Consider the following 11,720-nt stretch of genomic DNA (forward strand, 5'->3'; position numbering starts at 1 on the left):
TCGTTGCACGGTGCATGGTCACCTGTCCCACCCGTGAGCCCGAGAGCGTCGCGACCGTGCCGACCGAGCACGGTCTGCTGGCGCAGCCCACCGGTCTAGGCTGGGAGGCGATGGCAAAGGACAAGAAGACCGATCCGAGCGCCGCCCTGCGGCTGCCGGACCCGAGCACCGACACGAGCGCGACGACGGGGGCCACGGCGCCTGCGCCGGTGCTGCCCGCCGACCCGGACGACGTCGCCCGCGCCGACGCGACCGTCGACGTCGCGAGCGAGAGCGAGCACGACCGGCGCGCGCGCTTCGAGCGAGAGGCGATGCCGCTGCTCGACCAGCTCTACAGCGCCGCGCTGCGCACGACGCGCAACCCGAGCGACGCCGAGGACCTCGTGCAGGAGACGTTCGCCAAGGCGTACGCCGCGTTCCACCAGTACAAGCCGGGCACGAACCTCAAGGCGTGGATGTACCGCATCCTCACCAACACCTACATCAACAGCTACCGCAAGAAGCAGCGCCAGCCCCTCGAGTCCGACTCGGCCGAGATCGAGGACTACCAGCTGGCGCGGGCCGAGTCGCACACGTCGGTCGGGCTGCGCTCCGCCGAGGCGGAGGCGCTCGACCACCTCCCCGACAGCGACGTCAAGCGCGCCCTGCAGGCGATCCCCGAGGAGTTCCGCCTGGCGGTCTACTTCGCCGACGTCGAGGGATACGCCTACAAGGAGATCGCCGAGATCATGGACACCCCCATCGGCACCGTCATGAGCCGTCTGCACCGCGGTCGCCGCCAGCTGCGCGAGCTCCTCTCGGAGTATGCCGCCGACCGCGGTTTCGCAGCGGCCGGCACGTCCGAGGGCGCCGGTCTGGGTGCGGGGATGGCTGCGGGCACGGAAGGAAGCCGGTCATGAACGACCACACGACGGGTGGACAGGGTGCGTCGGACGCCGCGATGACGCGTACCGACTGCTCCGAGGCGCTGCTACGGGTCTACGAGTACCTCGACGGCGAGCTGGGACCCGACGAGTGCGCGAAGATCCAGGCGCACCTCGACGAGTGCGGGCCGTGCCTCAAGGAGTACGACCTCGACACGACCCTCAAGTCGCTCATCAAGCGTTCGTGCGAGTGCGAGCAGGCGCCCGAGGCGCTGCGCCTGACGATCATGTCGCGCATCTCGATGACCGTGATCCAGGTGGACCGCGGCTGAGGAGCCACCTGTCGCCGTCACGTCGGTCCTGCGGGAACTCCTGCGGGAACGACGAAGGCCCGCCCCGAGCTGCTCGGGTGCGGGCCTCTGACGTCTGCGGCTCAGGCGTTGGGCTTGCGGCCGTGGTTGGCGGCGTTGCCCTTGCGGGAGCGGCGCTTGCGGGCGCGCTTGCTCATCGTCGGCTCCTAATGGGTCGTACAGTGGTCTCGGGCCCCGGTGCGGGACACGAAGACACGATTCTTCCACATCGCGCGCGAGCCGCCCAATCTGGTCGCAGGGTTCCTCTGCAAACCTTAAAATCTTCGTATAGATCCGGCATGGATACGCCGGATCTGCTTCCGTGCGCCCGCGCGCGCACGGCATCCTGAGCATCGAGGGAAACCTCTGTTGTTCTGTGCTGCCGCAGCAACGCCCCTCCATGGCGCACGCATCCGGAACATCCATCTATGAAGGAGCCCCCACATGTTCGCTGCCCTCCTGTCGGCACTCGCGTCCAACGACTTCGCCACCCGCGCCATCCTGTCCCTGAGTGGCGTCTGGGGCTGGGGCGGCTGAGCCGCTCCAGAGCCGCTGGACGGCACCGGGGACCCGTGAAGGCCCCGGTGCCGTCGCGCTACCGTGACTGACGTGAGTCAGGCAGCCACTGCAACCGTCCGGTCCAGGTGGCTGCCGGCCTACCTCGCGCTCGTCGTCGCGACCTCGATCGCCACCGGTGTGGTGTCGTGGCTCGTACTGCCCCGACCCGAGCTCGGACCGCTCCTGCTGCTGTGCCTCATGGGCATCGTCAGCTTCCAGATCCGCGAACCCGACGTGGGCCTTCGGATCAGCTTCTCGTTCCTGTCGATCATCCTCGTCGCCTCGGCGGCCATCGTCGGCGTCTTCGGCGCCTGGGTGGTCGGCTCGGTCTCGATGCTCATCGACCGACGCCAGCCCCGGTGGTCGGCGACGATGTTCAACGCCGCCATGTGCGGTCTGCTCGGCGCGGCTGCCGCCCTGACGTACCGCCTGCTCGGCGGCGTCGAGGGAGCCGGCATGAGCCACATGAGCACCGCCGAGCTCGGACTGCGCGTCGGACTGCCCCTGCTCGCGGCGGACGTCGTCGGCTGCCTCGTCAACGCCAGCCTCATCTCCGGCGTCCTGCACCTGGACCAGGGCATCCCCTTCGGCGTCCAGCTGCGGCGCGTCCTCAGCGGATCCGGCGTGGCCTACGTCGGCTACGGGATCATCGGCCTGCTCTTCGTCATCCTCTGGTTCCCCGCCGGCCTCGACGCGTTCAGCGCCCTCCTCGTCCTCGCGCCGCTGCTCGCGGCCCGGTGGGCCTTCATCCAGTACGGCGAGGAGCTGCGTTCGCACGAGCGGACGATCGACACGCTCGTCACCGCCCTCGGCACCAAGGAGCCGGCTGCCGTGGACCGGAGTCGGCGCGCCGCCGTCCTCGCCGAGTGGATCGCCGAGGAGCTCGGCCTGCCACCCGGCCAGATCGGCACCGTGCGGTACGCCGCTACGCTCCACGAGATCGGACACCTGGGCGTGGCCACCCGGCTGCTGCGCCGGTCACCGTCCTCGCTCAGCCCCACCGAACGCCGGGTCATCGACGGCCACTGCGTCGTGGGCGCGAGGATGATCGAGGGCATCGACTTCCTCGAGGACGCCCGTTCCGGCATCCGGCACCAGCACGAGCGCTTCGACGGGACCGGCCGCCCCGACGGCCGGGCCGGCCAAGACATCCCCATCGCCGCACGCATCGTCGCCGTCACGGCCGCGATCGACGACGCCGTGCGCGATCCCGACGCCGCGCCCGTCGTGTCGGTCGCCGACGTGGCGCGCCGGCTGCGTGCCGACCCCGGTCGCTTCGACCCCGACGTCGTGACGGCCGCCGTCGTCGCCCTGGACAAGCACGGGTGGCCCGCGTCCTCACCGGCGGAGGTGGCCTCGTGAACGGTGCCCTACGTCGTGAACCGGTCGCCGGGGTCTTCGGCGTCCTGTGCCTGCTCGCCTCGGCCGTCGTCGCGGTCGAGAGCGGTGACTTCCCCTCGCTGCACGACTCGACCACGGTCTGGGTCGTCGTCGCCTTCGGCGTCACGATCGTGCTGGGTGAGTGGTTCCACATCTCGGCTCCCGGCTTCCGGGGGGCGGCGCCGATCGCGATGGCAGCCGCCTTCGGGCTGGCGCTCACGACGGAGCTCCCGGGCGGGGTGCACGTGCCCTACGGCGCACCGTTCGCGCTCACCGTGACGGCGGCGGCGATGGCGCTCGGGACGACCGTGCGCGTCGCGGCCCGCCGCGACACCAGCCTCGTCGACACGGCCGGCCGGTTCGTGGCCATCGTCGTGGCCACGCTCGTCTACCGCGTCGTGGTGCTGGGGCAGGAGCCCGGCCAGCCGGCCCGCGAGACGCTCGCCGCACCGTGGCAGCAGGCCGCCCTGCTCCTCGGGATCTGCCTGCTGGCCCTCGTCACCGACGCCCTCTTCACCTCCCTGCTGCGCGGGCTCTCGTCGGGTGCGAACGTGCGCCGGACGTTCGTCGAGGAGTTCCGCTCGTCGTTCGCGCTGTCGATCGCCGTCGCCGTCACGGGTGTCCTCATCGCGCTCGCCGCCCCGCCCCTCGGCATCGCGGCCCTGCCGCTCTTCCTCATCCCGCTCGTCCTGACGCTCTTCGCGTTCCGCCGCTACGTGAGCATCCGCGCCACCTACCTCCAGAGCATCCGGACGCTCTCGCGCCTCACCGACGCCGCCGGCTACACCCCGTCCGGGCACTCCGAGCGCGTGGCAGCGTTGTCGGTGCAGGTCGGTCGCGAGCTGGGGCTGTCGGAGCGCGAGCTGCTCGACCTCGAGTACGCCGCGTTGCTGCACGACATCGGACAGGTGGCCCTCGTCGAGCCGATCCCCGGTGGCGCCACGGTCCTCGCGGCGCCGGCCGACCAGCGCCGCATCGAGGCCGACACCGTGGCCATCGTCCGCGAGACCGGCGTCTTCGAGGGAGTCGCGCGGATCCTCGAGCACCAGACGACGCCCTACCGCCAGGTGCGCGAGCTCGGCGAGGAGATCCCCCTGACGAGCCGCATCGTCAAGGTCGTCAACGCCTACGAGGACCTGACGGCCGGAGCCCGCAGCGCTCGGGCGCGCGAGGCCGCCGTCGAGCGCATCTACCTCGGTCTCGGCTACGAGTACGACCCCCGGGTCGTCGACGCCCTCCTCAAGTCGCTGGGCTCCTCGGCCAACGCCTGAGAGAGCCGTCACACCCCGCCGCGGCCCCTTGGGCCGGTGTGTGCCGGCGTGCCATGATGGCGACTTCGGGCAACCCCCGTCGCGAGAACGAAACCTGCAGGCCAGACCCCGGCACTGTCCACCAGTGAGGGCGCCTGCCCTCTTCGTCTCCATGCGAACGAGGTGTTCCAGCATGAGTGCGTTGCCCACCAGCCAGCTCTTCGACCCCAGTGACCCGGTCTTCCGGGTCCACGTGGGCGGAAAGCTCGGGGTACACGCCACGTCGGAGCTGCGCGACGCTGCCGACCTCTCCCTCCTCTACACGCCGGGGGTCGCGCAGGTCTCCCGCGCGATCGCGGCCGACCCGACCCTGGCGGCGGTCTACACGAGCCGCCGCAACACCGTCGCCGTCGTCAGCGACGGCACGGCGGTCCTCGGGCTCGGCGACGTCGGGCCCCTCGCCGCCATGCCCGTCATGGAGGGCAAGGCGGTGCTCTTCAAGCACTTCGCCGACGTCGACGCCGTCCCGGTGTGCATGGAGACCGGGAGCGTCGACGAGATCGTCGACGCGGTGGCGAGGATCGCCCCGACGTACGGCGGCATCAACCTCGAGGACATCTCGGCGCCCCGGTGCTTCGAGATCGAGCGCCGGCTCCAGGACCGTCTCGACATCCCGGTCTTCCACGACGACCAGCACGGCACGGCGATCGTCGCCCTAGCCGCCCTGCTCAACGCGGTCAGGGTCGTCGACAAGGACCTCGCCGACCTCACGGTCGTCGTCTCGGGAGCCGGTGCGGCCGGGGTCGCCGTGAGCCGCATCCTCGTGTCGGCCGGGGTGGGCGACGTCGTCGTCGTCGACTCCCGGGGTGTGCTCGGGCCCGACCGCGACGACCTCGTCGCCCACAAGCGCGAGCTCCGGGAGGTGACGAACCGACGCGGGCTGACCGGCACCATCGGCGACGCGCTCTCCGGGGCCGACGTCCTCATCGGCGTCTCCGGGGGCACGGTCGCCGAGCGGGACCTCATGCGGATGGCGCCGCGGGCGATCATCTTCGCGCTCGCCAACCCCGACCCCGAGGTGCACCCGATCGTCGCAGCCCGCTTCGCCGAGGTGGTGGCGACCGGCCGCTCCGACTTCCCGAACCAGATCAACAACGTCCTCGCCTTCCCCGGCATCTTCCGCGGTGCCCTCGACTCCGGGGCGCGCCGGGTCACGGAGGAGATGAAGCTCGCGGCGGCCCACGCCATCGCCGGGCTCGTCGACGCACCCACGGCCGACCGGATCGTGCCGAGCGTCTTCGACGAGCGCGTGGCGCCCGCCGTGGCCGACGCCGTGTCGGCCCGGGTCCTCGGGGGAGTGCGCTAGCCGGCCCACCCGGACGACGCTCCCGGTCCCTCGGGGCCGGGAGCGTCGTCGACGGTGGGGTCGTCGTCGGAGGGGTCGGTGAGACCCCGGGCGGCGAGCGCCTCACCCGTCGAGCGCGCGAAGGCGACGACGTGCACGACGGTCGGCACCACGACGGCCCGCGGGTCACGGTCGAGACCACGGGCGCGGGCCGACTCGCGCACGCTCGAGAACGACCCGGCCACCCACGGAACCGAGCGCACGACGACGCCGAGGGTGAGCGCCACGACCTCGGGGTCGACGACGCGGCGCAGCGGGCGGGCCGCCCGCACCACCCCGTCGAGCAGGTCGGTGACCGGAGTCGTGGCCGTGAGGATGCCGGCCGCGACGAACGCGTTGACGATGCCGAGGACGACGCGGACGGCATACGCAAGGTCTCGGGACCACCACTGGAAGGCCAGCAGCACGACGAGGACGGGGAGGAGCCCGCGCATCGACCGCACGAGGCGGCGGGCCGGCAGACGGGCCGCGAGCACGACGCCGACGAGCGCCAGGGTCGTGAGGCCCAGCGGCCACAGGGACTGCGTGAGCCACGGCGTCATGCCGACGGCGAGGACGCCGACCAGCTTGAGCCACAAGGGCATCCGGTGCACGACCGACGTGCCGGGAACGTGCGCCGTGAACAGGCCCGGAGCGTTCACTGCGCGTCGGTCAGTGCGAGGTAGTGCTCCACCGCCCTCGCCGGTTCGCCGTCGAAGACGACGCGTCCGTCGTCGACGACGAGGGACCGGTCGGCGGCGAGGGCCAGGTCGAGGTCGTGCGTGGCGAGGACCACGGACTGGGGGAGCGAGTCGAGCAGCGAGCGCAGCCGCAGGGTGTTGCGTCGGTCGAGGAGCGTCGTCGGCTCGTCGAGGACGAGCAGGCCGGGCTCCGTCGCGAGGACGACCGCGAGGGCCATGAGCTGACGCTCGCCGCCGGACAGGTCGTAGACGCTCTGGTCGGCCAGACGGGTCAGCCCGAAGCGGTCGAGCACCTGGTCCGCGGCGGCCCGGCGGTCGGCGCGCGACCGGTGCAGCCGTCGCAGGGAGAGCTCGACGTCCTCGCGCCCGGTCGGCATGACGAGCTGGGAGATCGGGTCGGTGAAGGCGAACGCGACGCGGCGTCGCACCCGCGCGCCGTGGCGCACCGTGTCGAGCCCGTCGACGGTGACCGTGCCCGACGTCGGGGTGACGAGGCCGTTGAGCAGTCGGAGCAGCGTCGACTTGCCCGACCCGTTGGCGCCGATGACCGTCACCCGCGGCTGGGCCAGGACGAGGTCGACGGGGCCGAGGATGGTGCGCGTCCGCTGCCCGGGGGTGCCGTCGACGGGCACGACCACCGTCGCCCCGTCGACGCGGACCTCCGTCACGGTCGGGTCACGCGCGGGGGCGGCGCAGGCGGACGAGGACGTCGGGGAAGGCGCGGTGCACGGCGACGGCGGCGACGACCGCGACGACGTCCTTGACGAGGTCGCCCGGGAGGAAGGGCAGGTCGGCGCTGATCGCGGCCGACAACGGCAGCCGGAGGTTGACCATGAGCCCGACGACGCCGAGCACGTGGACGACCGCGACGGTCGTGGCGAAGGAGGCGACGAGCAGCAGCGGCACCCAGAGGGACCGGTTGGTGCGTCGCACGACGACCAGGGCGGCGAGACCGACGACGACGGCCGCGACGAGGAACGACACGAGGTAGCCGGCGGTCGGTCCGCTCAGCACCTGCAGGCCCGACTGCCCCCGGCTGAAGACCGGTAGCCCGACGAAGCCGAGCAGGAGGTAGAGGAGCACCGCGAGGCCCCCGCGCAGCGGTCCGAGCACGAGCCCGGTGAGCATGACGGCGAGGGTCTGGAGGGTGATCGGCACCCCGAACCCGCCGACGGGGATGCCGGGCACGACCGCGGCCGCGACGAGGAGGGCCGTGAAGACGGCGACGAGGGCGACCGACTGGGCGTCCACCCCGCGGGCTCGCGTGCCGCGGTCGGCTGCTGTCGCGCCGGTCGCGCCCATCGCGCCCATCGCGCCCGTCGCGCCCGTCGCGCTCGTCGCGACAGTCGCGGTGGCCTCCCTGCTGGCGGTGGTGGCGGTCGCCGTGGAGCCCTGTCGGGTCGCCGTGGTCGCGTCCGGGGACGCCTGGCACACGGGGGTGTTGTCGGTCACGGGCAGGACCCTACCGGGGCGCCGTTCGGCCTCCGGTCACTATGGTGCTGGAATGCTCGCTGCCTACGCCGCCGGTCAGTCCGCCTCCGACCCGCTCTCCGGTCTCGTCGTCGGGGACCGTCCCGACCCGGAGGCCCGCCCCGGCTGGACCGTGGTCGACCTGCGGGCCGCCGCGCTCAACCACCACGACGTGTGGTCCCTGCGCGGTGTGGGCCTCGCGCCGGACCGGCTGCCGATGGTCCTGGGCTGTGACGGCGCCGGCGTCGACGCCGACGGCAACGAGATCATCGTCCACGCCGTCGTCCCCTCGGAGGGCTGGCGCGGCGACGAGACCCTCGACCCCCGACGGACGCTCCTGTCCGAGCTGCACGACGGGACCCTCGCCGAGAAGGTCCTCGTGCCCGCGGGCAACGTCGTGCCCAAGCCGGCGTCGATGTCGTGGGAGACGGCCGCGTGCCTCTCGACCGCGTGGCTCACGGCATACCGCATGCTCTTCACCAACTCCGGTGTCCAGCCGGGCGGCACGGTGCTCGTCCAGGGCGCCGGCGGTGGCGTCGCCACCGCGCTGATCCAGCTCGGGTCGGCCGCCGGCTACCGGATGTGGGCCACCTCGCGCGACGAGGCCCGGGGGCGGCGGGCCCTCGAGATCGGCGCCGACCGCGTCTTCGCCTCGGGGGAGCGGCTGCCCGACCGCGTCGACGCCGTCATGGAGACCGTCGGCGCCGCCACGTGGTCGCACTCGGTCAACTCCCTGCGACCCGGGGGGACGATCGTCATCTCGGGAGCGACGTCGGGCGACGCGCCGGCCAAGGCCGAGCTGACGAAGATCTTCTTCAAGCAGCTGCGCGTCGTGGGCTCGACGATGGGCACGCGCGAGGAGCTCGCGCAGCTGGCCCGCCTCGTCGAGCAGGCACGCATCGAGCCCGTGGTCGACTCGGTCCTGCCGCTGGCGCAGGCTCGCGACGGGTTCGCGCGCATGGTCGACGGCGACGTCTTCGGCAAGGTCGTCTTCACCGTCGGCTGATCTCGGCCGAGCCCGCTGAGACCGCCGAGCTCGGCTGGGCACCACGGGGTTGGGCCGGGCTCGTCCCGCCCGACCCTGCCGGTCAGGACGCGTGCGCGCCCGAGACGTGCACGACCGCCGACAGGCCGTCGGCCGACGGCGGACCGGCCACACCGACCAGCCACTCGCACCACAGGGCGGCCTCCAGCCGGGCGACGAGCTGTCCGAGCTCGTAGGGGCTGTCGGCGCCGAGGGTGACCGAGAGCCGGCCGACGTCGGCCGTGCCGGACTCGACGCCGTGCAGCGCTGCGCGGACCGCCCGCGACACCGCGTCGAGCCGGGTGTCGCTGCCGGTGGGGGCGATGCCCACGGCGACGGCTTCAGCGCTGCCCGGCTCGATGCCCAGGGCGGCGCGCACGGCCTCGACGCGGCCGTAGCCGAACCAGTCGCCGGGCCCGGTGCGCACGAGGTCGCGACCGCGGGGGTGGGACTCGAGGGGCTCGTCGACGAGGATCCCCGGCACCCCGCGCAGCACCGCTGCCGGCACGGCCGACACCTTGCCCTTCGCGAGGTCGGCGGCGGCCGCGATCTCGTCGGCGACCGCGCGGCTCGTCACCTCGAGCGGCTTGCCGTCGGCGTCGGTCCCGCCGCGCAGGTCGTCGAGGACCCGCAGTCCGTGGGCTCCGAGCGCGAAGTCGACCTGCCCCACGCGCCAGGCACGCCCGGCGGTGTCGCTGAGGACGACGCCGACCCGGACGCCGTGCCGCGCGACGAGGGCGTCGTGCACCTGCTCGCAGATGCCGTCGGGGTCGTGGGGGAGGAGCAGCCAGCCGCCCCGCGCTCCCGTGTTGGAGCCGTCGACACCGGCCGCAGCCATGATCGGGCCGGCCTTGGCGCGGACGATCCGTGTGACGCGGTCGCCGACCGAGCGCTCGGCGACGACGTACTCGGTCTCGCCGTGCACGACGCGGTCCTTGTCGGGGTCGTGCGTCACGAGGCCGAGGGCCTTGCTCGCGATCTTGCTCGACACGACGACGACGTCGCCGTCGGCGAGCCGGACGCCCGCGTGGTCGAGACCGACCTGCAGCACGTCGGCGAGGTCATCCCCCTCGCGCACCTCGGGTATGCCGGTGAGCGGGGTGATCGTGATCGGTGCGGTCACGCCGGGGCCCGTTCGGTGCGCAGCCGCAGACCGAGGTCGAGGGCCGCGCCGGCCATCTCGGCGGCGGCCTCGACCGAGCTCATGAGCAACGGGCGGCGCAGCACCTCGAGGCCGCGGCGGGCGGGCATCGGGTCGTCCTCGTCGACGAGCCAGCCGTCGAGGAAGTCGGCGTAGAGGCCGGCGACTCCGGCGCTCGACTCCTCGATCCCGATCGTGCGCAGGCACACGTCGGCGTGACCTCGCACCGGTCGGCCCCCGACGAGCGGGGAGACCCCGACGACGGGGGCGCGGGTGCCGCGCAGCGCGTCACGCACGCCCGGGACGCCGAGGATGATGCCGATCGAGACGACGGGGTTGCTCGGCGGCAGGATGACGACGTCGGCCTCACGGATCGCGTCGAGCACGCCCGGGGCCGGTGTCGCCCGGTCGAGGCCGGCCACGACGAAACGTTCGGCGGCGAGCTCGGCGCGGTGGCGCACCCACCACTCCTGGAAGTGGATGGCGCGAGACTCGCCGTCCTGCTCGACGACGACGTGGGTCTCGACCGGGGTGTCGGTCATCGGGAGGAGCCGGACCCCGAGATCACCGAGCCCCCAGCGGGCGGAGAGGCGGTCGACGACCCCGCTCAGCGGCATACCCTGGCCGAGCAGCTGCGAGCGGTAGACGTGGGTCCCGAAGTCCTTGTCGCCCAAGGTGAACCACTGCGGCTCGGCGCCGAGCGCGGCGAGCTCCTCGGCGAGGTGGTGCGACTCGTCGGCGCGGCCCCAGCCCTGTCCTTCGTGGATGCCACCGCCCAGCGTGTAGAGCAGCGTGTCGATGTCGGGGCAGACCCGGAGGCCGAAGAGCGTGATGTCGTCGCCGGTGTTGCCGATGACGGTGAGCTCGAGCGGATCGGCGCGGTCGGGATCGGGGACCAGTGGGTAGGTCTGTCGGGCGTGGTGGAGCAGGCCCCGGAGGAACCGGGCGCCGCCGACTCCTCCGGCCAGGGCGGTGATGCGCATGCGCCGATCCTCTCAGCAGGCCGTTCCCGGCACGTCGTGCGGGGTGGGCCCGCACATTTCGAACCTGCGAATATCACCAACGGGCTTGACGTGGGGCGTATGACACGCATGTAATTTCATTGTTGTATTCGGTCGGGGTTGGATCGCTGGGACTCTTGGACGTATTTGTCCGGAACCTCCGGAGAACGGTGCCGCTCGGTGCGACAGTGCTGACACAAAGTGCAGTCAGGGTCGAGGAGGGGTCATGCACGAGTTGATGGTGGTTTGGTCGGACACGGGCGAGCAGGAGGGTGAGCTCTCCTGGCAGGAGCGTTCGCTCTGCGCCCAGACCGACCCGGAGGCGTTCTTCCCGGAGAAGGGCGGCTCCACGCGCGAGGCCAAGAAGGTCTGCGTGGGTTGCGAGGTGCGATCCGAGTGCCTCGAGTACGCCCTGTCCAATGACGAGAGATTCGGCATCTGGGGCGGACTGTCCGAGCGAGAGCGCCGCAAGCTGAAGAAGCGCGCGGTCTGATCGTGAGGTTCCAGCCCGGCACCTCGCTGGTGTCCGGGTGCAGGTAGCCGCTGTGCCCGACGAGCTCGCCGAAGACCTGAGCACCCCCGCTGGCGCGGGGAGTGC

The 11,720-nt window shown here is 72.4% G+C and carries 13 protein-coding genes; 7 read left to right on the forward strand and 6 right to left on the reverse strand.

The features are described 5' to 3' along the window. The first annotated feature begins 14 nt into the window (after nt 1-14). Together ACSQ2D_RS06280 and rsrA are read left to right on the forward strand one after the other, a co-directional pair. Entirely contained in the window at nt 15-899 is an 885-nt protein-coding gene (locus ACSQ2D_RS06280) for a sigma-70 family RNA polymerase sigma factor (RefSeq protein ID WP_435985117.1), read from the forward strand. Continuing rightward, nucleotides 896-1,195 (forward strand): mycothiol system anti-sigma-R factor, encoded by a 300-nt coding sequence (rsrA, locus tag ACSQ2D_RS06285; protein ID WP_435985118.1) that lies wholly within the window; start codon nt 896-898, stop codon nt 1,193-1,195. Before ACSQ2D_RS06280 ends, rsrA begins: the two co-directional genes overlap by 4 nt. Before the next feature lie 101 nt (nt 1,196-1,296). Here the strand turns inward: rsrA and ACSQ2D_RS06290 are convergent, their stop codons facing one another. Then, nucleotides 1,297-1,371, reverse strand: a complete 75-nt coding sequence (locus tag ACSQ2D_RS06290) for a 50S ribosomal protein bL37 (protein ID WP_369791897.1) — start codon at nt 1,369-1,371, stop codon at nt 1,297-1,299. A gap of 451 nt (nt 1,372-1,822) precedes the next feature. Between ACSQ2D_RS06290 and ACSQ2D_RS06295 the strand changes: the two genes are divergently transcribed. The 3 genes from ACSQ2D_RS06295 to ACSQ2D_RS06305 all read left to right on the forward strand — a co-directional run bounded on the left by ACSQ2D_RS06295 (nt 1,823) and on the right by ACSQ2D_RS06305 (nt 5,767). Further along, nucleotides 1,823-3,133 (forward strand): HD-GYP domain-containing protein, encoded by a 1,311-nt coding sequence (locus ACSQ2D_RS06295; RefSeq protein ID WP_435985119.1) that lies wholly within the window; start codon nt 1,823-1,825, stop codon nt 3,131-3,133. Continuing rightward, the gene (locus tag ACSQ2D_RS06300) at nt 3,130-4,422 is read left to right on the forward strand and encodes an HD-GYP domain-containing protein (protein WP_435985120.1); all 1,293 of its coding nucleotides are present in this window, start codon (nt 3,130-3,132) and stop codon (nt 4,420-4,422) included. The genes ACSQ2D_RS06295 and ACSQ2D_RS06300 overlap by 4 nt, the downstream gene beginning before the upstream one ends. 172 nt (nt 4,423-4,594) lie before the next feature. Further along, on the forward strand, nt 4,595-5,767 hold the full coding sequence (locus ACSQ2D_RS06305; protein ID WP_435985121.1) for an NAD(P)-dependent malic enzyme: 1,173 nt from the start codon (nt 4,595-4,597) through the stop codon (nt 5,765-5,767). On the opposite strand, the gene ACSQ2D_RS06310 is transcribed toward ACSQ2D_RS06305, so the two are convergent. From ACSQ2D_RS06310 to ACSQ2D_RS06320, 3 genes are read right to left on the reverse strand one after another with little or no spacing between them, the layout of a single operon-like run. Beyond that, nucleotides 5,764-6,447: an energy-coupling factor transporter transmembrane component T family protein gene (locus ACSQ2D_RS06310; protein WP_435985122.1), complete on the reverse strand. Its 684-nt coding sequence runs from the start codon at nt 6,445-6,447 to the stop codon at nt 5,764-5,766. The two genes, ACSQ2D_RS06305 and ACSQ2D_RS06310, sit on opposite strands and share 4 nt — an antisense overlap. Then, nucleotides 6,444-7,154 (reverse strand): energy-coupling factor ABC transporter ATP-binding protein, encoded by a 711-nt coding sequence (locus tag ACSQ2D_RS06315; RefSeq protein WP_435985123.1) that lies wholly within the window; start codon nt 7,152-7,154, stop codon nt 6,444-6,446. Before ACSQ2D_RS06315 ends, ACSQ2D_RS06310 begins: the two co-directional genes overlap by 4 nt. Before the next feature lie 7 nt (nt 7,155-7,161). Further along, a complete protein-coding gene (locus ACSQ2D_RS06320; RefSeq protein ID WP_435985124.1) occupies nt 7,162-7,938 on the reverse strand; it encodes a biotin transporter BioY in 777 nt (258 codons plus the stop codon). Nucleotides 7,939-7,990: 52 nt separating this feature from the next. Between ACSQ2D_RS06320 and ACSQ2D_RS06325 the strand changes: the two genes are divergently transcribed. Continuing rightward, nucleotides 7,991-8,962, forward strand: coding sequence for a zinc-binding dehydrogenase (locus ACSQ2D_RS06325; protein WP_435985125.1), 972 nt, complete (start codon nt 7,991-7,993; stop codon nt 8,960-8,962). Nucleotides 8,963-9,044: 82 nt separating this feature from the next. Here ACSQ2D_RS06325 and ACSQ2D_RS06330 read toward each other — a convergent pair whose 3' ends face one another. Both ACSQ2D_RS06330 and cofD read right to left on the reverse strand, forming a co-directional pair. After that, complete coding sequence (locus tag ACSQ2D_RS06330) at nt 9,045-10,103, reverse strand: coenzyme F420-0:L-glutamate ligase (protein ID WP_435985126.1); 1,059 nt, start codon at nt 10,101-10,103, stop codon at nt 9,045-9,047. Continuing rightward, entirely contained in the window at nt 10,100-11,104 is a 1,005-nt protein-coding gene (cofD, locus tag ACSQ2D_RS06335; RefSeq protein ID WP_435985127.1) for a 2-phospho-L-lactate transferase, read from the reverse strand. Before cofD ends, ACSQ2D_RS06330 begins: the two co-directional genes overlap by 4 nt. Nucleotides 11,105-11,348: 244 nt before the next feature. On the opposite strand from cofD, the gene ACSQ2D_RS06340 reads away from it, so the two are divergent. Beyond that, nucleotides 11,349-11,615, forward strand: a complete 267-nt coding sequence (locus tag ACSQ2D_RS06340) for a WhiB family transcriptional regulator (protein WP_020143018.1) — start codon at nt 11,349-11,351, stop codon at nt 11,613-11,615. Nucleotides 11,616-11,720 lie beyond the last annotated feature (105 nt).

Source organism: Terrabacter sp. LjRoot27 (assembly GCF_964254175.1).
Classification (GTDB): domain Bacteria; phylum Actinomycetota; class Actinomycetes; order Actinomycetales; family Dermatophilaceae; genus Terrabacter.

Coding starts and splice junctions, on each gene's coding strand:
- ACSQ2D_RS06325 (WP_435985125.1), top strand. CDS start 7,991: ATGCTCGCTGCCTACGCCGCCGGTCAGTCCGCCTCCGACCCGCTCTCC.
- ACSQ2D_RS06305 (WP_435985121.1), top strand. CDS start 4,595: ATGAGTGCGTTGCCCACCAGCCAGCTCTTCGACCCCAGTGACCCGGTC.
- ACSQ2D_RS06280 (WP_435985117.1), top strand. CDS start 15: ATGGTCACCTGTCCCACCCGTGAGCCCGAGAGCGTCGCGACCGTGCCG.
- rsrA (WP_435985118.1), top strand. CDS start 896: ATGAACGACCACACGACGGGTGGACAGGGTGCGTCGGACGCCGCGATG.
- ACSQ2D_RS06340 (WP_020143018.1), top strand. CDS start 11,349: ATGCACGAGTTGATGGTGGTTTGGTCGGACACGGGCGAGCAGGAGGGT.
- cofD (WP_435985127.1), bottom strand. CDS start 11,104: ATGCGCATCACCGCCCTGGCCGGAGGAGTCGGCGGCGCCCGGTTCCTC.